The sequence below is a fragment of the Methylotenera mobilis JLW8 genome (assembly GCF_000023705.1).
GTDB classification, from domain to species: Bacteria; Pseudomonadota; Gammaproteobacteria; order Burkholderiales; family Methylophilaceae; genus Methylotenera; species Methylotenera mobilis.
Genome location: NC_012968.1, coordinates 1,873,410 through 1,897,650, shown reverse-complemented (window position 1 = coordinate 1,897,650; position 24,241 = coordinate 1,873,410). Strand labels below are relative to the sequence as shown.

The following is a 24,241-nucleotide window of genomic DNA, read 5'->3' as shown; positions in this document are numbered from 1 at the left end:
GATGAGCGACGTTAAATCACTGTTACCAATTGAGTCTACCGATGGTTTTGTGCTGGATCAGGCGGTATCGCGTGCGATAGGCGAAGATTTGATGGGTGAGTATGCTTTTGCAGAGCCATACCCGCACATAGTGATTGATAACTTTTTGCCTGCCGAAATGGCGGAACAGTTGTTGGCACATTTTCCAGAAGATGCTAAAGCACACGACAAGACCTATCAGAAAGGTTATGGCGGTACGCATAAGCGCCAGATACTGCCTTATGACTGTGATGTTTACATGCGTGATGCGTTTGCCTTTTTTAACTCGGCAGCTATGCTGCAGTTTTTAGAAGGCGTGACCAATATTCGCGGCCTGTTACCTGATCCGTATTTTTCAGGTGGTGGCTTGCATGAAACAAGCAACGGCGGCCTGCTGGGTATCCACGCTGATTTTAGGGTGAACGAGTCGCTGCAAACCTTAAGGCGCGTTAACCTGCTAATTTACCTCAATAAAGATTGGCAAGACGCATACGGTGGCAAGCTTGAGTTGTGGGATAGGGAAATGACCGCTATGGTGAAAAGTGTTTCTCCTGTTTTTAACCGCTGCGTGATATTCAATACCGATGAAGATAGTTTTCATGGTCATCCTGACCCTTTGACGTTGCCGGACGGCGTTAGTCGCCGGTCAATTGCGCTTTACTATTATACGGCAATGCCAATTAGCAATGATTCCGGTGAGTCTAGACATACGCTTTACGTAGCAAGGCCACATGACAGCGAGCAGGTGAAAGCTGACGTGCGTAAGCTCGCAAAAAAACGGGAAAAGCGCGCGAAAAAGCTGTTTCAAGCCCATGAGCAGCAGTCTATGAAGCAGAAGTTAGCCAGCATTAAATCGCGTTTGCTTAGCTTGTTTAAATGATTAAGTCTGAGCGTATTTAATCAGCAATGAATACAACCGCAACTGCGTTAAAGTTGGAGCAATTTGGCCTCGAGCATCACGCCATTACACTGGCCGATGGCACCGTGCTGGAGATTCTTGATGTGGTGCGTGTCGTGCCAGCCAAGCGCTTAGTGTGCCAGGGCATGTGGTGCGGGCAGTGGGTGTATGCCAAACTATTTTTTGGACAAGGTGCGGCGAAGTATTGGGCGCGAGATAAGCAGGGCGTAGCGTCGTTGCAGCATGCCAACATTGCCACGCCGCCATTGTTGTTCACGGGGTTGTCGCAAGATAAACAGCAGTATGTGTTGATATTGCAAGCGATTACGCCAGCAAAAAATGCAGAAGTGTGTTGGAGTGAATTAGCCCTGGATGCAGCCGCACGTCTGCAACTGGCGAAAAAACTAGTGCTGGAGGTGGCTGCGCACCATCAGGCGGGCTTGCTGCAAACAGATTTGTACTTAAAGAATTTTTTGCTACAAGCTACTACGGCAGGTGATGGTCGAGGTGCCAAGGTATTCACCTTGGATGGAGATGGCATTCGTCGCATGCCACGTTTGTTTGCATCACATGCGCAGCAGCAAAATCTCGCTACACTGTTTTCTAAAATGGATGTGCTGGATGATCACCATATTCCAGAGTTGTATAGGCTGTACTGCGAGCGTTTAGGGAAGCAGAGCTCACATCAGGCTGAAGCTAAAATCTGGCGGTTAACGCAGAAAATACGCCGACAGGTTGCGAGTGGCTATGCGGATAAGAAAGTGTTTAGAACTTGTACCGACGTTAAAGTAGCCACTAGCGCCAAGTCTTTTATTGCTGTTGCCAGTGCGTTTAGGGTGGAAGATTTTGCAGTACAAATCTTGGATGGCGCCTTGCTGGATAAAGCTGCCAACTTCAAGAATGGCAACACCTGTACGGTGGCAAAAGCTAGCGTAGCAGGTAGCGCTGTGGTGATTAAGCGTTACAACATCAAGAATTTTTGGCATGGCTTGAATCGTGCGTTACGTAGCACTAGGGCGGCCAAGTCGTGGGCTAATGCCTATCGCCTGATGATTTCCGGCATTTTGACGCCAGCACCGATTGCGCTGGTAGAAGAGCGCTGGGGCTGCCTGCGGCGCCGTGCATATTTTGTGAGTGCCTATGTTGAAGCGCCGGATGCGCAGCAGTATTTTGCACAGACCGTGAGCTTGCAAGCTAAAAAAACAGTGGCGCAGAATCTGGCGGCATTGTTTTATAAAATGTATTTACTCCAGTTTGCGCATGGGGACTGCAAGGCCACGAATATTAAAATAGTGGATGGTGCGCCGCTGCTGATTGATTTGGATAGCATGAATGCCTACCCCTTGCACTGGTTGGCTACAGCATGGTTCAAGTTGCAGCATATCAAGGATTTGAAAAGACTGATGAAAAACTGGGCGGATGACGCCGAAACATTGACGTTATTGAAACAAGCTTTTGCTGAAAAATACGGGCAAAACGGCTTGTGTGCAGAAGATAATATTTTAATTCGTGCAAAAATAGCTTAAGCCAGTAAAATAGCGGAAATTGTATTAGTCATAAAAACGGTATTTGCGTAAGAACATAATTTGAAAGTAATCGCATGATTGTATTAGGTTTATCTGGTGCTTTAGGTCACGATGCTTCGGCTGCTATATTGGTCGATGGTAAAGTGATTGCTGCAGCTGAAGAAGAGCGTTTTATTAGAGATAAGCACGCCAAGAATCAATTTCCGTATGAGGCTGCCAAGTTCTGCTTAAAGCAAGCGGGAGTTAAGGCTGAAGATGTGGATATTGTTGCTTTCCCCTATGCGGAAATCCCTTTGAGCACAAACGCGCGTTGGCACTATGCCAAGCGCCACTGGTATGCACCTGATCGTGCATTGGACGCTATTTTTAACGGTAACCGCCGTTTCCGTCGTAACCGTGATAAATCATTGAAATTGATGGCGGATTTAGGCTTAACTAATGCCAAATTCGTGCCGGTTGAACACCACTTGGCACACGCCTCCAGTGCTTATCATTTAAGCGGCTTTAAAGAAAAAACAGCGATTGTAGGTATTGATGGTAAGGGCGAGTACGCGACTACTTTTTTTGGCTACGGCGAGAACGGCAAGATCCATAAAATCAAAGAGTTTTATGACCCGGACTCTTTAGGCGGCATGTACGGTGCGATTACCGAGTATCTCGGTTTTGAGATGCTGGATGGCGAGTTTAAAGTTATGGGCATGGCGCCATATGGGGATGCCAGCAAATATGATTTGTCTAAGCTAATCACATTTGAAGATGGTGACTTGCGTGTCAACACCAAACTGGTAAACGTGGTTGGTTTGCGTCGCTATAAAGAGAATGGTAAAGGCTATTACTTCACGCCAGAGTTGATTGAGTGGCTAGGTCCTAAGCGTCATGGCGATGAGATTGATGACCCATACATCCATTACGCTGCTTCTGTGCAGGCGCTGCTAGAAGATGTTGCACTGAAAATGATTGATTACTACCTTGGTGACATTATCAAGGAAACCGGCCGCATTGCTATGGCTGGCGGTGTTGCGCTGAACGTGAAGTTGAATCAGCGCATTATCGCGATGCCTCATGTGAAAGAGCTGTTTGTGCAGCCAGCATCTGGCGATAACGGTACTTCATTGGGCGCTGCCACTTATGCTGCGCACTTAGCGGGCGACACCGTGCAGAAGATGGAGCATGCCTACTTAGGTCCAGCCTTCACTTCGGATGAATGTGTGGCGGCCTGTGAAGCGCACCCAGAGAAACCAATCTTCACCCGTGTAGAAAATGCTCCGCAAAAAGCGGCCGAGTTGTTGGCGAGCGGTAATCCGCTAGCATGGTTGCAAGGCCGAATGGAGTTTGGTCCGCGCTCGTTAGGTTGCCGTAGTATTTTAGGTGACCCTAGCTATCCAGGTGTGGCCGATCGCATCAATGCGCAGATTAAATACCGTGAGCGCTGGCGTCCATTCTGCCCGAGCATGTTAGACCGTGTTGCGCCGGATATTTTGCAAACCGAGCATCCTGCACCATATATGACGTTTACCTTTGATGTTGCTGAGCATTGGAAGTCACGTATTCCCGAGGTGGTGCATGAGGACGGTACTGCGCGTGCGCAAGTGGTCACCCGCGAAACCAACCCGCGTTATTACGAGCTGATTGAGCATTTGGAACAGTTGCGCGGGGTACCTGTGGTGCTGAATACTTCATTGAACCGCCGTGGCGAACCCATGATTTGCTCACCGACAGATGCCTTGAATATGTTCTACGGCTGCGACCTGGAGTATTTAATGATGGAAGATGTCTTAGTGACAAAAAAATGATTTGATATCAATCAATTAAGTCTAAATTTATATCAAACAGGCCGCTAAATCAGCGGCTTTTGTTTGACGATAAGCCTTAGTTTAGCGATAATCGGGGTTGAGGTTTGTCATTAACTTAGTAAGTCATTTTTATTATTAAGTTCCGCTAGTTAAGTCAGTTATCTGAGTAGAGTGTCTAAAATTATGAAACAGTCCCATATAGAAGTTACTGAACGTATTATTGAAAAAAGCCGCCCAACGCGTACGGCTTATTTGAACCGTTTGGATGATATTGTCAATCGACCACGCGGTGCTGACCGTCTGGGTTGCGCCAACGTTGCGCACGCTTTTGCTGCGATGCCAGCAAATGATAAGTTACGTGTTGTAGTAGAAAAAGCACCTAATATTGGTATTGTCACTGCATACAACGAGATGCTTTCAGCACATCAGCCGTATGTGAACTACCCAGATATTATTCGCGATGAAGCCCATAAATATGGCGCTACAGTGCAAGTGGCAGGCGGCGTGCCTGCAATGTGTGATGGCATTACCCAAGGTGAGCCTGGCATGGAGCTGTCACTGTTTAGCCGTGACACGATTGCCATGAGCACGGCGGTTGCGCTTTCACACGATGTGTTTGATGCCGCTTTGTTATTGGGCGTGTGCGATAAAATCGTACCAGGCCTATTAATCGGTGCCTTACAGTTTGGTCATTTGCCATGTGTATTCGTACCGGCAGGCCCGATGAGCACCGGTATTGATAACACCACTAAATCTAAAGTACGTGAGCAATATGCACAAGGTAAAGTAGGGCGCGAAGAGTTGCTTGCATCTGAATCTGCTGCTTACCACGGTGCAGGTACCTGTACTTTCTACGGTACAGCCAATAGTAACCAAATGTTGATGGAAGCCATGGGCTTACATGTGCCAGGTGCTGCATTTGTGCATCCACACGAAGGTTTACGCGAGTTGTTAACGCGTGAGTCTGTGAAAATGGTTTTGAACAACGTTAAAAACAAAAACTTTACGCCAATTGGTCGTATGGTGGATGAGCACGTGATTGTGAACGCGATGGTGGCCTTGCTTGCGACTGGTGGTTCAACCAACCATTTGATTCACTGGGTAGCGATTGCGCGCGCCGCAGGGATTATCATTGACTGGACCGACTTCTACCACTTGGCGAAAACCACACCATTGTTGGCGAGTGTTTACCCGAACGGTAAAGCTGACGTGAACGAGTTCCAAGCGGCTGGCGGCCCTGCATTTGTGATTCGTGAGTTGATTGATGCTGGTTACATGTTCCCGGATGTGCTGACGGTTGCGCATGGTGGTTTACGTGAATACGGTAAATTGCCAGTTAAAGAAGAAAACAAAGTAGTGTGGAAAGACCTGCCAAAAGAAAGCAGCGATGAAACCATCGTGCGTACCGCGGCATTCCCATTCAATGAGTCAGGTGGTTTACGCTTACTTAAAGGTAACTTGGGCCGTAGCGTGATTAAGATTTCAGCAGTGCCTGAAGACCGTCACATTATTGAAGCACCGGCGATTGTGTTTGATGCACAAGAAGAGTTATTGGCCGCTTTTGACCGTGGTGAGTTAGAAAAAGACTTCGTGGCTGTGGTGCGTTTCCAAGGCCCTAAAGCCAATGGTATGCCAGAGTTGCATAAACTAACCCCGCCGATGGCTGTGCTGCAGAATAAAGGCTTTAAAGTTGCGATTGTGACTGACGGTCGTATGAGTGGTGCATCAGGCAAGATTCCTGCTGCTATCCATTTAAGCCCTGAGGCTTCAGCTGGTGGCCCATTAGCCAAGGTGCGTGATGGCGACATTATTCGCTTAAATGCAACCGTTGGTATGGTGAATGTGCTGGTGGATGAAGATGAGTGGGCAGAGCGTGAGTTTGCCGAGCTGTCTGATAACAAACGCCATAGTAACGCGCATGGTTTTGGTCGTGAATTGTTTGGTGGTATGCGTAAAAACGTACTGTCAGCAGAAGAAGGCGCCGTCACCTGGTTATAACCGTTTGAAAATATAATTTATGCGGCGTTACTTTCGCTTGCCGTTCTGTTCGTACAGTCTGCGCTCAAGTGCCTTGCCTAAATTAATTTTGAAACGGTTTCTAGTTCTGAAAATTTTAAACACATGATTCACGCGTAAGCGGGAGTCGAATTAAATTAATATCATAGGTAGAAAACATGAGTACATTAGATTTAGCTAATCACGGCCCAGTGATTCCAGTGATTGTGATTAACCGCGTAGAAGATGCTGTGCCAATGGCAGAAGCGCTACTTGAAGGTGGTATCAAGGTATTAGAAGTAACATTGCGTACTTCATGCGCATTAGCTGGTATGGAGCAAATTGCTAAACACGTACCAGATGCGATTTTGGGTTCAGGTACTGTACGTAATCTTAAAGATGCACAAGCTTCTAAAGACGCTGGTTGTCAGTTTGCGGTAAGCCCAGGTTACACCAGTGAGTTGGGTCAGTACGCACGTAAAATCGGTTTGCCATTATTACCAGGCGTTTCTACCGGTTCTGAAATCATGATGGCGAATGCTGATGATTACTACTTCTTAAAACTATTCCCAGCTGTTGCTGTAGGCGGTATTAACCTGTTAAAGGGCTTTGCTGGCCCATTCGGTGATGTGAAATTCTGCCCAACTGGCGGCGTAACGGTTGAAAGCGCACCACAGTTCTTGGCACTACCTAACGTTGTGGTTTGCGGTGGTACATGGTTAACACCAGCTGATGCTGTTGCGCGCGGTGACTGGGCACACATCACTAAATTGGCTAAAGAAGCGAGTGCAATTAAAGCTGCTTAATTGAATGGGCTGAGCTGTGAGTGAGTGTCATTCCAGCTTCATATCAGCATTTATCTTACTAGCTGACTTACACGCTATCTGAGGCTTTATACTAAATGGGCTTTGTACTAAATTAGTGCAAAGCCCTTTTTGTTGGGGGTTTGAGCTTTTTTATTGGGCATTGTTATAGGGAATTTAATGCAGCTAGATATAACAAAATATAAAACGATTGTGTTTGATTGCGATGGTGTTGTGCTGGATTCTAACCTGGTGAAAACCGAGGCGTATTTTCGCACTGCCAAAAGCTTAGGCGCAACGGATGCGCAGGCACAGGCGCTGGTTGATTACCATGTGCGTTTAGGTGGCATTTCTCGCTATCATAAGTTTGATTGGTATCTGCGTGAGGTGCTGAACCAACCTGCAACGCAAGAGGCGGTTCAGGTATTGTTAGACGAGTTTGCACGCGAGCTTGAAGTGGTGCTGATGGAGTGTGCCGTTGCCGATGGCTTGCCTGAGTTGCGTGCGACGTCATCTGCTAATTGGATGATACTGTCTGGCGGTGACCAGCAGGAGATCCGCACTTTATTTGTCAAGCGCGATTTAGCCAAGTATTTCGACGGTGGATTATTTGGCAGCCCTGATAATAAAGACACGGTACTTGCGCGTGAAAAAGCGAATGGTCACTTACAGTTTCCAGCCTTGTTTATCGGTGATAGTAAATACGATTATGAGGCGGCAACTCGCGCAGGCTTGGATTTTGTCTTTTTAAGCGCTTGGACTGAGGTAGCAGATTGGCAGCAATATTGTGCTGAACACCAAATCCTGGTGTTGCCTGCACTTAAGGATCTGTGCGCGTAACTTTTTGTTCCCAGTTCCATGCGTGTTGCACTATCGTGTCTAGGCTGGAAAGGCTAGGATGCCATGTCAGCTCACGCTGTGCGCGTGTCGCGTCGGCAATCAGGCGTGCAGGATCTCCCTGGCGACGAGGGCTATCAATGACGTGGATAGCCTTTTCTGTCACTCGCTGTACGGTGTTAATCACCTCTTGTACAGAAAAACCTTTGCCGTTGCCTAAATTAAATTGATTGCTTTGCTGATGTTGTTCTAAATTCTTTAGGGCGAGTAAATGCGCTTTGCATAAATCTACGACGTGGATGTAGTCGCGAACGCAAGTGCCATCTTCCGTATCATAATCTCTGCCAAATACATTGATGGTAGGCTTACGCCCTGAGGCCACCTGTAGCAGCAAGGGAATAAGATGTGTTTCTGGCTCATGGCGCTCGCCAAGTTGACCTTCGGGGTCTGCACCTGCCGCATTGAAATAACGCAGGCAAATCGACTTTAAGCCGAATGCTACATCATAGTCGGCCAGTGCTTGCTCAATCATCCACTTGGATTTTCCGTAGGGATTCACTGGCTGCTTAGGGTGCAGTTCATCTATTGGCACTGCAACAGGCTCGCCAAAGATTGCTGCCGTGGATGAAAAAATGAATTTTTTCACATCATGTTTCACCATGGTATTAAGCAGGTTAAGCGTATTGCTGACATTGTTCTGGTAGTAAATGTCAGGGCGTTTAACTGATTCTCCTACCTGGATGTAAGAGGCAAAATGCATTACAGCTTCTGGCTGGTGTTGCGTGAATACCTGGTCTAGGGCTACAGTGTCAGCCAAGTCACCCTGTATAAACTCACCACCCAACACTGCATCACGATAGCCGCTGGATAGATTGTCAAAAGTCACCACCTGATGGCCAGCAGCCAGCAGCATTTTTAACATGTGCGAACCAATATAACCTGCGCCGCCAACTAACAGTATTTTCATCTGACTTTTAAACTCCCAATAACTAACTGGCCTGAGCGCCATACCTGACATTTGCTAGCCAACGTTTGCTACGTCTGAGCAGACTCTTCCAGTTGTATTTTTTTCTTCTGGCGACCTGACTAATATCGCTGACTTCATCTGGTGCTTGGTAGGCTACTGGCGGCTCTACCAGCAAAGTTTTCACATGATTCTGTAGCTGTTTGGCGTAAAAGTCGTCAATCGTCATGTTGGCTTGTGGTGCCTCATTGATTATTTTGTCATAGATGCTGGCTCGCACCATGTAGGCGTGGGTTAGGGTGATGCCAGTCACTGCAACCAGGTTCTTGCTTTTACGTTGGCGTAGGCCATATTTCTTTTGATTACCGCCTAAGTACAGCATATCCCAATCCAAGTCACTTACTTGCTCCATGACACGTTGCATGACGGTATTGGTGTACGGCTCAAACTCGCAGTCATCTTCTAAAATAAGCACATACGGCCAGTTTTGTGCTTTAGCATGCTTAATTACTGCTACGTGGCTGGATAAGCAGCCCCACATGGCTTTGATTTGATGCTCAGCGTTTTTTGCTTCATTTTTACGCTGCAATGCGGCCATAATCTTGGCTTTAAAGCCTTCTGGCGGCGGGTTGTTTTGCAGCTTTTCAAATGACACCGCAGAAAATCTTTGTGCATCTACAATGTTTACTTTGTTAAACTGGGTTTGCATGCCTTCCCAGCGGTCGGGACGAGAGTCTAGATTAATACAGCAAATGTACTTAAAAAAAGGTAGGTTCATATTCAGATTTTTGAGATGCTTGTGAATGGTACGGCTAATGGGGGGGTTAGTCGTTATTTCCGTGAATCTTCGTATAAATATGGCGAGCAAGCTCGAAGTCTTCATGGTAATCAATATCCACCACCATGTTGTCTGAAGCGAACAGATAAGGGTTAACGCCTATGTGGTAATTAAAGCGATTTACTGTAGTGCGCTTTAAGATAAACAGGCTCCACAATACGGAGTAAAGCTTAGGTAAGTCTTGCGATACTTTATGCCAGTAGCCGAAGCTATAGTTGACCGGATTGCCTTTATCGTCAAGCAAGTGGCCTTTAAATGGTTTTACTGCAACTAGTGAATCATAGTCGTCGCGCACTTTTTTCCATTCAGCCAGTGCTTCTTTAAACTGGTTAAATAGCGGTGAGGTCACTTGTATCCACATGATGTCATCATCGCCTGGCAATGGCTCGGTCAATGCTTTCACTAAGTCTGGCTGATAGATTTTATTGCCAGTTAAAGACTGGTCTCTTAGCATAAAGTGAAAGCCGTATTTTTCGCATAACGGGCGCACTTTTTCTTCATCTTCTGAAGACACATAGACATTGTCAGCAGCTTCAAACTCTAAAATCTGCTTTGCCTTAATGTCAAACAAAGAGTCGTCGTTATAAAAAGGGCGAATGTTCTTTAACGGAATACGTGTAGAGCAGGTTTGTAGCGGAATGATAATTTTCATAGTGTGTGCTGGTGCAATTTAATAGTTATTTTGATTGTGTACTGTAGCCAACGTTAGTGCTTGTTCCATGCTGATTTTAGGAATAATCTCATGTGGTAGTGTACTATCTTTTGACAGATTATAAACCTCAAATCCCATTGCTAGGCTGGCACGTTTGGCTTGTTCAAAACAAACGCGTATATATGGCTCGTAGTCACGCATAAAGTCAGGTGGTGCGTGGTTGCCGTCAGCATAAAAATGCTTCTTACCAGTGCCACCTAAATCCATGCCGATAATAAAATTCTGCTGATAACCTAAAGCTGGCGCCAACTGCGTGGACCAAGTAGCAACTGTTTTGCCTGAAAACAGGCCTTTTCTCAGGTTGGCGCTAAAGCCAACAGCTCGGCATAGTTCCGGAAACTTCTCATCTAAAAATATTTCAGCATCGTTTGCAGCTTGTTTCAGCAAATCGCTTTTGCTGACACGAGGCACGCCAAACTTTCTGGAGATGGATTCGATCAGGTAAATATTACCGTGCTGCAGTAACTCCGGCTCTCTTTCACAAATTCTAGATAAACCTACGTATGAGAAAAAGCAATTGGCACCAGATAGGATGGAGTCCCGAATGCATGCCCATTGATTTTCAAACACCCTACGGTCCACCACAATGCAGTGCGTTGGTGTTAGCCCTGCATCGTTAAATTTCTTGATAGCACAATTCAGGCTAATCGTGTCAAAAGCGGCAAGCTGTTTCAGGTCAATCTCAGCTAAGGAGGGGCCGGTTGCCACGGTAAAGCACGCGCCTTTATATTGATGACTTAATGTGTGTGCAAGCGCAACTTCAGCAATTGCTCTGCCTTTCCACACGATGGTGCAACGCTCGGCACCGCGTTTGATATCAAAATTCGGGTGGCAGCTATATTGGTGTTTAAACTTTTCACCTAGGCGCAAACGACGAAAAATAGAGGTAAGCTTGTTCATGGTTTGGATTTTGTCGTCTCGATAGCCCGTTACTGCTTAACGTAAAGCATAATCTTTTTCTTTTTATTCACGCCGTAAAACTCTTTTTCTAACCGATACTGGCTTAATTGCTCGCGGATGACTTTTGCTTGCTCGGCGCTATTCTCATCCACTTCAGCATAAAGCAGCAAATAATCATAGTGGTAGATAGAGCCGTCTTTAATCGCATCTAGCGTGTGTTGCCAATGGTCTGAATGTCTGCCATTAAATTGGGCTCCTGCATAAAAAACAGTTTTGTCGGTGACGAAGAATATTCTATCGTTCGTAATGTTTTTTTGCTTTACATAAGCAACAGCGTCTTTCTCAAAAGTGTAGCCCTCTTTTTTAGGCAAGGTGTTTTTAATGTAGGACGCACTAAAAATAATGATTAAACCTATGGTGATCCATTTTTGCCATGGGCGATCAAAAGCGTTGCTACGCAGTTTTTGCATAAGCGATGCCAGGCAAAATGCCGCAAAAATAAGCGCGATAAAGCCAATGGTTACGATGTATCTATTCGACAATACAAACACTCTGGCCATGCTGGCGCAAGCATTGATGATGCTAATTACAGCTACGCTATAAAAAATAATACGCGTGTCGTCTTGCAACGGGAGTGCTGGTGAGTCTTGCTGCGTGCGATGAAGTGCATTGCGATTGAGCGCGTACAGTGCAATCACGGGCCAACTGATGATACTGACTATTTTTAAAAGCAAAATACTGAGCAGGCCTGTTACTAAAGCAATCAGACCATAATCTTCAAAATAGCTGCCAAGCACATTGCCCATCATGACAGCTTTGACATTAAATGCTTGAGAAACATCCGATATCAGAGAAATCACTTCTTTGATGCGACCAAAGTCACTAAGGGTGACAGACGGTGATAGTACTAAGGCTGCCAATATGCCGACTACTGTCAAGATGGATAAGCTATTGATAAGCAAAAATTGTTTGAGTCTTTGCGTAAAACTTAGGTGATAGCGTAACCATAAAATAAGCGGCAGCATGGCAAGGAAGGCTAAGCCTTCAATTCTAAATAGCATAGCCACGATAGTTGATAGCTGCCAGAGCAAGGCGTCACTGATTTTCTGGGTACGATAATACCGCACAAAAAACACTAAACTAGTTAAGAATGCCGCCCAGAAACCTTGGTCACGCAGCAGCATGGGCAACACATCGCCAACGATATACGGTGTGCTAAGCAGCAAGAACGCGCCGCAAGCGATAGTTAGTTTATTACCGCCAGCCAGTTTGATCAGGTAGCTAAAGCTAAATGCGGTAATCGCGAAGAACACAATATCCAGCACTTGCGCTGAGGTATGGATGCTGAGGCTGGTGATGCGATGCACTGCACTAATTAGTAGTGAGTATAAAGGCCAGTTAAATACTGCCGCCCCTTCTTTAAACTCACCGATGGCAAATAGTCGGGCAGATTCAAAATAGAGTAAAGAGTCTACGTTAAGCCAGCCATGCTGGATATAAATAACGCGCCATGCCGTGATGGCCGCTAAAAGCGACATCAATAAAATGAACTTGTTATCACTTAATTGCTGAATGTAAGCTGTAACCTTTTGCATCTGCTTACGCCAAAAACTTGATGTCTTGAAGAATAGATTGTGGTGTTAGCTTTTTTAAGCATGCAAGTTGTGCCTCCGGCTCGGTAAGTGGGCACACGCGTTTAAAGCACGGGCTGCAGCTTAACCCCAAGTAGGCGACTACCGCATCTGGATGCATAGGCGGGGTGTGGTGAGGGTCACTGGAGCCGTAAATTGCTATCACCTTTTTATCAAGTGCAGCGGCAACGTGCATTAAACCAGAGTCATTACTGATGACGGTATCGCACAGTGACATCAAGTCAATCGCGTCACCTAGTTTGGTTTTGCCGCCAAAATCCTGGCAGCGGTTGTCTGCAAGCCGATTGATTTCTTGCGTCACCGGCAGGTCTTTATCTGAGCCAAATAACCATACCTGCCAGCCGTGGCTTAATGCTGCATTGGCAACTTCTGCATAATATTCTGCAGGCCAGCGCTTGGCTTCACCGTACTCAGCGCCTGGGCATAGCCCTAGTACTTTAGTCACGGGTGCATTTAAACCCATGTTGGATAAGGCCTGCAGGGCATTGTTGCGGTCTGCAATCAGGCGTGGGTTAGGAATGCTGTAGTTGCTTGGTATTTGATGTCGATCTGTGCCCAAGGCAACAAATCTATCCACAGTACGTGGTAGCTTGGTTTTATCTAATGGGCGGATATCATTGAGCAAACCATAGCGGCACTCACCCAAAAAGCCGGTACGCTGCGGAATGCCTGCCGCCAACGGTAAAACAGCTGACTTCAGCGAATTTACCAGAGTGATGGATTGCGTGTAACCTTGTTTTTTAAGGGCTCGGCCAAACTTGATGCGGTCTAGTAGTGCTAATTGCCTATGCTTGAACGGCAAAGCAATACCTTGGTTAATTTCAGGCATGCGCGCGATTAGCGGTAGTGTCCACGCTGGTGCCGCCACGTCAATGATGGCATTTGGATGTTGTGTTTTGAGCGTTTGGAATAGGCTATGTGCCAGCACCATGTCGCCCACCCAAGATGGGCCGAGAATCAGGATTTTTTCAGCGGACATGTTTGGTACGGTATTAACTCTCAAGTTTTTTGATGATGTTGCTGGTGCTGCGACCCGCTACTAAATCAATTAAGGCAATTTCACCGCCCCATGACTCTACCTCTTTACCGCCCACCACTTGGTCAGCGGTATAGTCGCTGCCTTTTGCAATCACATTGGGTTTTACCGCGTTAATTAAATTCAGCGGTGTGTCTTCATCAAATAAGATAACAGCATCGACGGATTCCAGTGCAGCAAGTACGCGCGCACGGTCATTTTCATGCACCACTGGGCGGGTAGGCCCTTTCAGTGCGCTCACCGAGCGGTCAGTGTTCAAGCCTAAAATCAGTTTGTCACCACGTTTTTTTGCAGCTTCTAAATATGTCACATGGCCGGCATGCAGTAAATCAAAGCAGCCATTAGTGAACACGATTTTTTGCGCAGCTTTTTTCCAAGCCTCTACTTTTTGCATCAAATGAGGCAAGTCACATACTTTATGCGCCTGCTCTGATGACTGTTCACTAGCTAGCGCTTCGATTAGTTCATTGCGGTTAATCGGTACGGTGCCTACTTTGCCGACCACCACACCTGCCGCAATATTGGCAAGCTGCAGCGCCTCTAGCGGACTAAGCTGGTGGATTAAGCCGGCAGCTAAGGTCGCAATCACGGTATCGCCTGCGCCAGATACGTCAAATACCTGTTTTGCCGTGGCCGGTAAGAGATGGCTGTCGGCATCAATCAATGAGATGCCTTCTTCGCCGCGCGTGACCACTAAGAACTCTAGATTCAATGTGTTTTTAAGCGCGGTGGCTTTTTCAATCAAGCTGGCATCATGGATAGAGGTACCACAGGCTTCTGCGGTTTCTTTTTTGTTAGGGGTGAGTGCTGTTGCCCCTTGGTATTTGGCGTAATCATGGCCTTTGGGGTCAACTAGCACGGTAATACCATGCGTGTGGCATTGTGAGATTAGCTGTTGGCAAACCTCTGCGCTTAATAGGCCTTTTGCGTAGTCAGATAAAATAACCACTGCAGGTTTGCGCGCAATTTCAGCTTGAATTGCACCTAATAACTGTGCGTTTTCTTCTGTGCTGAACGTGGTGTTGTCCTCTTGATCTAAGCGCATCATCTGCTGATGTCCGCCTAAAATACGTGTCTTGGCCACGGTAGGACGTTGTTTGGAGCGAATGACATGCTCAACATTGATGTTGGTGGCTGTCATTAAATTAAGCAGAATGTCGGCTTCAATATCTGTACCTACGCAGCCAATCACCCGAGTACTGATGCCCAGTAGCGATAAGTTTGCGGCAACATTGGCCGCACCGCCGGCTCTATCGTGCTGTGATTTGATCAGCACCACTGGGACTGGTGCCTCTGGCGAGATACGGTTCACTTCGCCCATTAAATAGCGATCGAGCATGACATCACCCACCACGAGTACGTGCTCGGTGAGGCTGCCAAAATGTTTAACGGTGTCTAGAAGTTTTTGCTGGGTCATGGTGAGGGTGATTATACATCTAAGCGTGTGATATGCATTTTGTCATGCCGATGAACGTCGGCATTTGATGTGGTGGAAACGGGGATTGAGCACACTAGACTCAATCCATCGCTTTAAACCGACTCTAGAATTTCGCAGAGCGAGTGCCCAACAAAAATATGTGCTTCCTGAATGCGAGCGGTGACGCTGGATGGAATCACGATATTGTAGGTACATAACTCATTCAGTTTGCCGCCAGTACCACCGGTTAAGCCTACTGTTGTAGCACCAATTGCATTGGCGGCTTCAATCGCGTTCACAACATTAGCGCTATTGCCGCTGGTGGTGAGCCCAATTACTAGGTCTTCAGGGCGGCATAACGCTTCAATCTGCCGTGCAAAAATATAGTGGTAGCCATAATCATTACCAACCGAAGTGAGGATAGAAGTGTCGGTGGTGAGGGCGATGGCAGGCATGCCTTTACGTTCTTTTTTAAAGCGCCCCACAATTTCGGCTGCAATATGCTGGCTGTCGGCTGCACTGCCGCCATTGCCCATTAGCAAAATTTTTCCACCATTCTTAATGGTATTTTGCATAGCGATGCCTACATCGCTGATGAGTGGGAACAGTGGCTCCAGTGCGTTAAACATGGCCATGTGGGCGGCATGCTCATCTTTTAGGTAGTTAACGTACTTCATTAGCAGTATTTATCCTCTTGCATTAAGTAGTTCTGTACATAATCACGCACGCCTTCTTCCAAGCTGTGGAAAGGTTGGCTGTAGCCGGTATTAGCGAGTTTTTGCATAGTCGCTTCGGTAAAATATTGATATTTACCCTGTAAATCCTGCGGCATATCCACATAGGTAATATGCGGTTCACGCTGCATACTTTGCATTACGTTGGTGGCCAAATCTTTAAAGCTTCTAGCATGGCCGGTCCCAATGTTGTAAATGCCATTCGGCACCGCTTTTTTAGCGATGGCTGATGTGGCAAAGTGGTTCACCACCGCGGCAGCATCTTTTACATACACAAAGTCACGCATTTGCATGCCGTCTTCCACCCCGGCCTTGGTGCCTTTAAACAGCTTCATGGTGCCGGTGGCGCTGAACTGGTTAAAGGTATGGAAGGCAACGCTCGCCATACGTTCTTTATGGTATTCGTTTGGACCATACACATTAAAGAACTTGAAACCAGCCCAAGCCGGTGGTGTTGGCAGCTTGTTGCTGACTTGGCGTAATGCCCATTGGTCAAAAAAGTGTTTGGAATAACCGTAGCCGTTGAGTGGTCTGAGGTTTTCTATGCTGGCATCGTCATAGCCCAAATTGCCATCACCATAAGTTGCAGCTGAGCTCGCGTAGAAAAACGGTACTTGTTGTTGGGCACACCATGTCCATAAGTTTTGGGAGTACTGGATATTGGCTTCTACCAGTTTATTAAAATCACGCTCAGTAGTGGCGCTAATCGCACCCATATGAATAACGGCTTCAATGTCAGTACGGGCAACACCATTTTCACCTTGCAGCCAAGACATGAGTTGGTCTTTATCCAGATAGTGCGCATATTGGCGATGCGCCAGATTTTGCCATTGCTCTTCGTGCGTGATGCGATCTACGATGACTAAGTCATCACGTTGCAGTTCGGTGTTGAGATGCCAAGCGATGATAGAGCCTATCATGCCGGCGCCGCCAGTAATTACGATCATTGATCAGTACCTAAATTACGCCGCCCAAAGTGACGGCGTGTTTGAAATTGTAAAACGTCCAGTATAACGCTTATTAATTGTTGGCTAAACCTTGCGCCCTCAATTTTGTCATTTCTGCGTCCTTTTTAGCTTGGTTTGCATCCCAGTCGGTGCTGACCCAGCCGTGCAGGTTTTCCAGTGTAATCGCGGTCATGGCGTGTATCCATGCCTCACTCTCATTAAGGGCTGGGATATAGTGGTATTCTCCACCGCCATTGCTTTGGAATATATGTTTGCCTTCCATTGCGATTTCTTCCAGCGTTTCCAAGCAGTCACTGGAGAATCCAGGACAAATCACATCAATACGATTGACTTTAGATTTGCCTAAAGATTCTAATATATTGGCCAAATATGGCTTGAGCCACTCTTGTTTGCCGAATCTGGATTGAAAAGCGATGACGTATTGGTCTTGATTCAACCCCAGTGCTTCCGCAAGTAGACGTGCCGTTTTGTGGCATTCGCAGTGATACATATCGCCTTTGAGTAGATGAAACTTAGGCACGCCATGGAAGCTCATGACTAATTTATTGGGCTTACCATTGATGCGCCAGTGCTCACGTACGCTTTGCGCCAACGCCTCAATATAAGCAGGGTGGTCATGATAGTGCTTAATGGTGCGAATCGCTGGCATATTGCGGGTTTTAAGCAGTACACGCCAAACGGCATCTAATGCACTGGCTGTGCTGCTGGCTGCGTATTGCGGATAAAGCGGAAATACCAGTATGCGGTCACAGTGCTGGGCTTTTAGTTTCTGTATGGCGCTTTCCATAGAGGGATTGCCGTAGCTCATGCCTAACTCCACCGTAAACGGGGATTGGATTTTTTGCGCTAAAAAGCCACGTAACAGTAGGGCTTGTTTTTTAGCATGGACCAGTAAGGGGGAGCCCTCGCTGGTCCAGACGCTTGCGTATTTTTCAGCAGATTTTTTGGGACGGATGGCTAAAATAATGCCGTTCAAAATAAACCACCAAACTAGGCGTGGAATCTCCACGACACGACGGTCACTTAAAAACTGACGTAAATAAGGGCGCAGTGCTTGTGCGGTAGGTGCGTCTGGCGTGCCGAGATTCGCAAGCAGAATGCCTACTTTCAGTTGGTCGCCGTGTTCGTATTTGGGTTCGGGGTTGAAATATGCCATGTTGCCTATCTTTATATATGTTACTTGTATGTTAATAGATGCCTTGTTGTTTCGGGGGTAGCAACTTAGGTCGATGAAAGTGCATTAGAGAGTAGCTTTGCGGTGATATCTACAATCGGGATCACGCGTTCATATGCCATGCGCGTAGGGCCAATTACGCCTAGTGTGCCTACGACTTGCCCATCGGCTTCGTATGGTGCTGTAATCATGCTGCATTCGTCCAGAGGTAAGTAACCACTTTCTCCACCGATGAATATTTGTATGCCATCAGCATGCTGGCTGTTGTCTAATAACTGCATCAGACTAGTGCGCCGTTCAAAAATTTCAAATAATTTGCGCAAGCTGGCAACGTTGGTAGAGAGGTCGTCCACTTGTAGTAAATTACGCTCACCTGCAATCACCACGCCATCTTCATCCGCCTTTTTATTGCTGGCCTCCAGCGCAGCGGTCATGAGCTGATTCATGTCGTTTTGCATCTGCTTCAGTTCAGCATGCAGTTTTTGCTGTACTTCTTCAAAGGTATGGCCGGAAAAGTGCGCGTTAAAATAATTACCGGCCTGTGTCAGTTCACTCGCGCTGAATTTCTTTTCCGTGAGGATAATGCGGTTTTGCACGTTGCCATCACTGGTGACAATGATAACCAGTATCCTTTTATCTGAAAGCGTTAAAAACTCCAGATGCTTAAATGCAATGCGCTTATGTTTGGGGGTCATCACCAAACCGGCAAACTGGGTGAGCTGCGACAGCATATCCGCGGCATTGGTAATCAGCTCGCTAGGGTTAGGCGAAGCCAAGCCGCTTTTCAGCTGCTGTACGATTTGTGATTCTAGAGGTTTGACTGTGAGCAGAGAGTCTACAAATAAGCGATAGCCTTTTTGTGTGGGGATACGACCAGCGGAGGTATGTGGGCTGGCAATAAACCCTAGCTGCTCCAAATCGCTCATGACATTGCGAATGGTGGCGGGGCTGACGTCTAAACCTGAGTGCTGCAATAAAGTACGTGACCCGATTGGTTGACCATCACTAATGTAATGTTCAACCAAGGTTTTGAGTAAAATTTGCGCACGTTTGTCGATACTGGAGCTCATGCGCAAATTATCGGTCAGTTAGCCTGATAAGGCAATGCTATCGGGGGGGTGCTGGTCTGTGACCATCTTTTTTCTTGAAGAATTTACTTAAATCCTGCACCAATTGCAGCATGGCAGGCTGTTTCTGCTGCAATAATCCCTTACGTTCATCGCTAGGCAGCGCTGTGTCATCGCCCCTGCTGGAGGTCATCAGCGCGAAACTTTTAGCATTTACTGGCTGGGTGATTTTCACATCATCATCCACGTAAGTGACTTTGTCCCAATCTGAAATATAAGTGTGAGTGCGCTTTTCGCCAGCTAACAGGTTGTAACCAGTGGAGTAGTCGCTACTTGGATTGCTCACACCGATTAATGGCATGATGGTGGGCACAACGTCCATATGGCTGGTCATTTGGTCGCTCACCAACGGTGCTGAGCCTGGCTTGTAAATAACGAGTGGGGTACGTACCTGCTGGTCTACAAACGTAGAGTTGTGGCCCCAGAAGCCGTGCTCCATAAACTCCTCGCCGTGATCGCCGATGAGGATAACAATCGTGTTGTCTAACAGTTGGTGCTGTTTCAAGTAGTCGAATATACGACCATATTGCATATCTAAATGATGCACGGAGTTAATGTAGCGATTTTTAATCGGCACAATATTGTCACGTAGCGCAGTTTTACTTAAGGTAGCGTAGTTGAGGTCATCGCGATATGGCGTTGCAATCACGCTTTCAGGCGGAAAGTAGTAGCGTGCGTGCGGTGATTCAAAAAACATAAATGTGAAGAACGGTTTGCTTTTGTCGCGTTGATCAATAAACGACAGCAAATCAGTGACATTGTTACGGTCATTTTCCCAACCGCTGGCACCTTTGTTCTTGTCGTGTAGTTGCTCGGCTGGCACGTGTGCAAAAATAGTCTTATCAAACTCCGGGTAAGAGAATTTGGCGCTGGTGTAAAAGCTCATTTGGTATTGCTGTTGCTGCAACACATCAATAATGGCGGCACCGCGGCGTTCTTCCAAGAAAGGAAACCAATAGTTGCCAGGCATGGCGGTAAACATGCCAAATACGCCCATACGTGTACCATTGCCGGTGCTGTAGTTACGGGTAAATCTAGCCGCGCCTTTGGCAAACTCCCAGCTGTTAGGCATGATTTTTTCGTTGAGGGTATCTGCGCGCCAAGACTCTGAAGTTAACCAGATAATATTGTATGGCTTGGCTGGTTGTTTGAATTGAATCGGGTTAAGTGGGTAGTTGAGCTTACCTTTTAGTTTAAGTTTAGCTTCACGCTTAGTGGTCAGCCCTAGGCTTTTAAAGAAGCCACGAGCCGATACTGTTTGGTAAAACGGAATGGCTTGTGCAACGACATTTAACTGGTTAGTGGTGTAGCTATCTAAAGCAAAGCCCATATGTACAAATACAGTGGCAACGAGAGCGGTAATCGGTAGAAATTTGAACGATAACTGCGGTGCTGATTTTTTTATATAAAAATAGTGTACTAACCATAAAGCTAGGGCTTGTGCGCTCATAAACCCGAGCGCAATCAGTGCGAAGCCCACGTCAGATGCACTGCTTCCACCTAGGGACTCAATGCCGCCAGGGGTGGCGACTAGGTTGAGGATAAATCCATTAAAGAACATGCCGTAAAGTGAAAACAATTTGGCATTTGCATACATGACTAAGGTGGTGAGGCCTCCGCTAATCACTGCGGTTGCATACACAGCACGGGTATTTTTTTTGCTAATAAATTTAACTAATGCGGTAACGACGATGGCTGGTAGTAAGTAATATAAGCCATATAGCAACCAGGTGATGAGCATAAAGCCGGTAGGGATTAAGCCATCCTGGAAAATGCTCGCAACCGGGATTGAATCAGATACCAGCGCTAGCACTGCAACGTAAGTGAGTAAGAAATATGTTTTCAGTATGTTGTTTTGAATTGGAGCCGTCATATAGGTTTTATTATTGGAAAATGTTAGATTGGGCTGGATAAGCAAAAATTACGCCAGTAGGTTTTTATCGCATTTATTTTTGTTAACTTTTTGATTATTAACACAATGTGTTAAATATTCATTTGTTGATATATGGCTTGTTGGTCATTATGACGCAAAAAATGTAGGGGTGGATGATATTTATTGCATGCTATGTATGGTTTTCGCTTTGCTAAGATTTACTGACTATGTTTTAATTCTGCCGTGCAGACAAACTTTAAAAAAATAGCGCTTATCGGCAAATATATGAATGTATCGGCTTTACAGTTGATGCAGGCGGATTTAGCAGACTTAGCCCGACATTTATCCGCCCGGCACTATGAGGTGTGGGTTGAGGAAAATACCGCACATCATGCTCAGCTTACTAGCTACCAAACGTTAGCTATAAGTGAAATCGGTCAGGTTGCAGATCTTGCAATCGTCATGGGTGGTGATGGCACCATGCTCAGTGTTGCTCGTAGTTTAATTGACGCTGATGTTCCTTTGGTCGGTGTCAATCGTGGTCGTTTTGGTTTTTTAACCGATTTGCGCGCAGAAGATATGCTGGTTGAAATTGATCGCATCCTCGCGGGAGATTCCATAGAAGAACCGCGTATGTTGTTATCCACCGATGTGGTGAGAGATAACCAGATTATTTACACTAGCCATGCACTGAATGATGTGGTGATTAAGAGCGGTTTGCGCTTGATCGAGCTGGAAATTGAAATCGATGGTAAGTTCGTTTATAAGCAGCGTAGTGATGGCCTGATTGTTGGCACACCGACCGGTGCAACAGCCTATGCGTTGTCGGCTGGCGGGCCGATTCTACACCCTAATTTAGAAGCAATCTCACTAGTGCCCATCTGTCCGCATACGCTGAGTAACCGCCCAATTGCAGTGAGTAGTGCGAGTAATATCGTTGTTACCGTAGTGCAGTTTGATGAAGCCCAGTTAAGCTTTGATGGTCAATTCCAACTTGGTTTGGAAGTGGGTGATAAAATCGTAATACGCCGTGCAGAAAAGACAATCTCACTGCTACATCCCGTGGAGTATTGCTATTTTGATATGCTCAGAAATAAACTAAACTGGGGTTAATACCTGTACTTTTACAGAGTCGCTGGCGCCATATCTCTCCGCAAAGGCTATGAAATAATAGTGGGTGTGTCTGTAACAACAATTGAGCAATCTTGAGTTGTAATCATCATGTTGCACTCTAATCTATATCTACTGCACCGCTCTAAGCCTTGTCATTTTGATTTGGCAATAAAATGGACTGATTGAATTATGCTACAAACACTTTCAATTCGCGATTTCGTCATTGTTGATCAGCTTGATCTGGATTTTCAATCAGGGTTTACGGTGCTGACGGGTGAAACTGGTGCAGGTAAATCAATTCTGATTGATGCGCTGTCTTTGGCTTTGGGCGCACGCGGTGAAGGTGGCGTGACCCGTGCTGGCTGCGACAAAGCTGAGATTAGTGCATGTTTTTCACTGCAAAATAATGTTGAAGCATTAACTTGGTTGGCCGAGCAGGAGATTGCGCATGATGAGCCTGAGCTGCTATTACGCCGTGTTATCTACGCTGATGGCCGCTCACGTGCTTTCATTAATGGCGCTTCAGCCACCATGCAACAGCTTAAAGAGCTGGGTGAGTTTTTGGTTGATATCTACAGTCAGAATGCCCATCACTCTCTGCTTAAAGCCGTAACTCAGCGTCAAATTCTAGATGAGTTTGGCGGCTTGTTAGGTGTGGCAAAAAATGTAGCGGAGCAATATAAGCATTGGTATCGCCTGCATGGCCTGCGTTTGGAGTTGGAGAAGAACGCAGAGGCTTATGCCGATGAGTTAGCTTTGCTGCGAGATAACGTACGTGAACTCTCGGCGCTAGCGTTTGAAGCGCAAGAGTGGGATGCGTTGCAGCATGAGCATTTGTTGCTTTCCAATGGCGCCAGCTTAATTAATAGTGGTGAAAATTGCTTGGAGCTATTGAGCGAAGGCGAGTTGTCTGCGCTCAATTTATTGGCGCAAGTGCAGCACCATCTGCAAGGCATGCAGGCTTATGATGCCAGTTTGGTTGAGGTTTCTGAGTCTCTGGACTCAGGTGTGATTCAACTGCAAGAAGCAAGCCGTTCTCTAAATCGCTACATTCAGCGCATGGAGCTGGATCCTGCACGTTTGAGTGAGGTGGATGCGAGGATACAGTCTATACACGCTGCCGCGCGCAAATATCGGTCGCGAGTGGAGGATTTACCCGTTCTACTTCAAAGCTGGCAGGAGAGAATGGCTGAGTTGTCCAGTTTTGCAGACGATGGCGCACTGGCTGAGCAGGAGCGTGTGGCTTTTAGTGAGTATACAAAGTTAGCTGAAAGTTTAAGTACGGGCCGGGCAGCTGCTGCCGCTATCCTGCACCAAAAAATCACTGCTGAAATGCAGCGCTTGTCTCTCAGCGGGGGACAGTTTTCAGTAGCGTTAACGCCTGTTGCGCCTAGTGCCAGTGGTTTGGAACAGGTTGAGTTTTTGGTGGCAGGTCACGCGGGCGTTGCGCCACGTTCACTCAGTAAAGTGGCTTCTGGAGGTGAGTTGTCACGTATCAGTTTGGCAATACGTGTGGTGACGGCACAACAAGGCAGTATCCCAACCATGATTTTTGATGAGGTTGACGTTGGTATTGGCGGTGGCGTAGCAGAAGTGGTAGGTAACTTGCTGAAGCAATTGGGTGAGCAGCGACAAGTGTTAGTGATTACCCACTTGCCACAGGTGGCGGCGCTTGGTAAGCATCATTTGCGAGTAAGTAAATCTCAGGCTGGCGGTCAAACCTTAAGTACGATTGCCGCATTAAGTGCAGATAGCCGGATTGAGGAAGTAGCACGTATGCTGGGTGGGATAGCGCTTACCGAAACAACAAGGCAGCATGCCAAGGAAATGTTGTTAGGGTAAGTTTTTACTGCGGGTGGGTGC

General features: G+C 46.6%; 20 protein-coding genes. 8 read left to right on the top strand and 12 right to left on the bottom strand.

The window, feature by feature from the left end; genetic code table 11:
* Position 1 precedes the first annotated feature (1 nt).
* The 6 genes from MMOL_RS08765 (at position 2) to MMOL_RS08740 (ending at position 7,873) form a co-directional block, all read left to right on the top strand.
* Positions 2-898: a 2OG-Fe(II) oxygenase gene (locus MMOL_RS08765; RefSeq protein ID WP_041928569.1), complete on the top strand. Its 897-nt coding sequence runs from the start codon at positions 2-4 to the stop codon at positions 896-898.
* Between the two features lie 26 nt (positions 899-924).
* A complete protein-coding gene (locus tag MMOL_RS08760; protein WP_015832668.1) occupies positions 925-2,442 on the top strand; it encodes a lipopolysaccharide kinase InaA family protein in 1,518 nt (505 codons plus the stop codon).
* A 74-nt stretch (positions 2,443-2,516) separates the two neighbouring features.
* Positions 2,517-4,235 (top strand): carbamoyltransferase family protein, encoded by a 1,719-nt coding sequence (locus MMOL_RS08755; RefSeq protein WP_015832667.1) that lies wholly within the window; start codon positions 2,517-2,519, stop codon positions 4,233-4,235.
* 183 nt (positions 4,236-4,418) lie between these two features.
* On the top strand, positions 4,419-6,233 hold the full coding sequence (gene edd / locus MMOL_RS08750; protein WP_015832666.1) for a phosphogluconate dehydratase: 1,815 nt from the start codon (positions 4,419-4,421) through the stop codon (positions 6,231-6,233).
* A gap of 176 nt (positions 6,234-6,409) precedes the next feature.
* Positions 6,410-7,036 (top strand): bifunctional 4-hydroxy-2-oxoglutarate aldolase/2-dehydro-3-deoxy-phosphogluconate aldolase, encoded by a 627-nt coding sequence (eda, locus tag MMOL_RS08745; protein ID WP_015832665.1) that lies wholly within the window; start codon positions 6,410-6,412, stop codon positions 7,034-7,036.
* Between the two features lie 177 nt (positions 7,037-7,213).
* The gene (locus tag MMOL_RS08740; RefSeq protein ID WP_015832664.1) at positions 7,214-7,873 is read left to right on the top strand and encodes an HAD family hydrolase; all 660 of its coding nucleotides are present in this window, start codon (positions 7,214-7,216) and stop codon (positions 7,871-7,873) included.
* Here MMOL_RS08740 and galE read toward each other — a convergent pair.
* The 12 genes from galE to MMOL_RS08680 all read right to left on the bottom strand — a co-directional run bounded on the left by galE (position 7,854) and on the right by MMOL_RS08680 (position 21,265).
* Entirely contained in the window at positions 7,854-8,837 is a 984-nt protein-coding gene (gene galE, locus MMOL_RS08735) for a UDP-glucose 4-epimerase GalE (protein WP_015832663.1), read from the bottom strand. The two genes, MMOL_RS08740 and galE, sit on opposite strands and share 20 nt — an antisense overlap.
* Positions 8,838-8,859: 22 nt before the next feature.
* Positions 8,860-9,612, bottom strand: a complete 753-nt coding sequence (locus tag MMOL_RS08730) for a glycosyltransferase family 25 protein (protein WP_015832662.1) — start codon at positions 9,610-9,612, stop codon at positions 8,860-8,862.
* Between the two features lie 46 nt (positions 9,613-9,658).
* Positions 9,659-10,324: a cytidylyltransferase domain-containing protein gene (locus MMOL_RS08725; protein ID WP_015832661.1), complete on the bottom strand. Its 666-nt coding sequence runs from the start codon at positions 10,322-10,324 to the stop codon at positions 9,659-9,661.
* A gap of 18 nt (positions 10,325-10,342) precedes the next feature.
* Positions 10,343-11,284 carry a hypothetical protein gene (locus tag MMOL_RS08720; RefSeq protein ID WP_015832660.1) on the bottom strand — a complete coding sequence of 314 codons (942 nt, stop codon included), beginning with the start codon at positions 11,282-11,284 and terminating at the stop codon, positions 10,343-10,345.
* A gap of 29 nt (positions 11,285-11,313) precedes the next feature.
* On the bottom strand, positions 11,314-12,879 hold the full coding sequence (locus MMOL_RS08715) for a hypothetical protein (RefSeq protein ID WP_015832659.1): 1,566 nt from the start codon (positions 12,877-12,879) through the stop codon (positions 11,314-11,316).
* 4 nt (positions 12,880-12,883) lie between these two features.
* The gene (waaF, locus tag MMOL_RS08710) at positions 12,884-13,915 is read right to left on the bottom strand and encodes a lipopolysaccharide heptosyltransferase II (RefSeq protein ID WP_015832658.1); all 1,032 of its coding nucleotides are present in this window, start codon (positions 13,913-13,915) and stop codon (positions 12,884-12,886) included.
* 13 nt (positions 13,916-13,928) lie between these two features.
* A complete protein-coding gene (gene hldE, locus MMOL_RS08705) occupies positions 13,929-15,389 on the bottom strand; it encodes a bifunctional D-glycero-beta-D-manno-heptose-7-phosphate kinase/D-glycero-beta-D-manno-heptose 1-phosphate adenylyltransferase HldE (protein ID WP_015832657.1) in 1,461 nt (486 codons plus the stop codon).
* Positions 15,390-15,502: 113 nt separating this feature from the next.
* Positions 15,503-16,066, bottom strand: a complete 564-nt coding sequence (locus tag MMOL_RS08700) for an SIS domain-containing protein (protein ID WP_015832656.1) — start codon at positions 16,064-16,066, stop codon at positions 15,503-15,505.
* Positions 16,066-17,070 (bottom strand): ADP-glyceromanno-heptose 6-epimerase, encoded by a 1,005-nt coding sequence (rfaD, locus tag MMOL_RS08695; RefSeq protein ID WP_015832655.1) that lies wholly within the window; start codon positions 17,068-17,070, stop codon positions 16,066-16,068. Before rfaD ends, MMOL_RS08700 begins: the two co-directional genes overlap by 1 nt.
* Positions 17,071-17,143: 73 nt before the next feature.
* The gene (gene hemH / locus MMOL_RS08690; RefSeq protein ID WP_015832654.1) at positions 17,144-18,247 is read right to left on the bottom strand and encodes a ferrochelatase; all 1,104 of its coding nucleotides are present in this window, start codon (positions 18,245-18,247) and stop codon (positions 17,144-17,146) included.
* 65 nt (positions 18,248-18,312) lie between these two features.
* On the bottom strand, positions 18,313-19,335 hold the full coding sequence (gene hrcA / locus MMOL_RS08685) for a heat-inducible transcriptional repressor HrcA (protein ID WP_015832653.1): 1,023 nt from the start codon (positions 19,333-19,335) through the stop codon (positions 18,313-18,315).
* Positions 19,336-19,372: 37 nt separating this feature from the next.
* The gene (locus MMOL_RS08680; RefSeq protein ID WP_015832652.1) at positions 19,373-21,265 is read right to left on the bottom strand and encodes a sulfatase-like hydrolase/transferase; all 1,893 of its coding nucleotides are present in this window, start codon (positions 21,263-21,265) and stop codon (positions 19,373-19,375) included.
* Between the two features lie 243 nt (positions 21,266-21,508).
* On the opposite strand from MMOL_RS08680, the gene MMOL_RS08675 reads away from it, so the two are divergent.
* Entirely contained in the window at positions 21,509-22,378 is an 870-nt protein-coding gene (locus MMOL_RS08675) for an NAD(+) kinase (RefSeq protein ID WP_081433027.1), read from the top strand.
* A gap of 189 nt (positions 22,379-22,567) precedes the next feature.
* Positions 22,568-24,220, top strand: coding sequence for a DNA repair protein RecN (gene recN / locus MMOL_RS08670; RefSeq protein WP_015832650.1), 1,653 nt, complete (start codon positions 22,568-22,570; stop codon positions 24,218-24,220).
* Positions 24,221-24,241 lie beyond the last annotated feature (21 nt).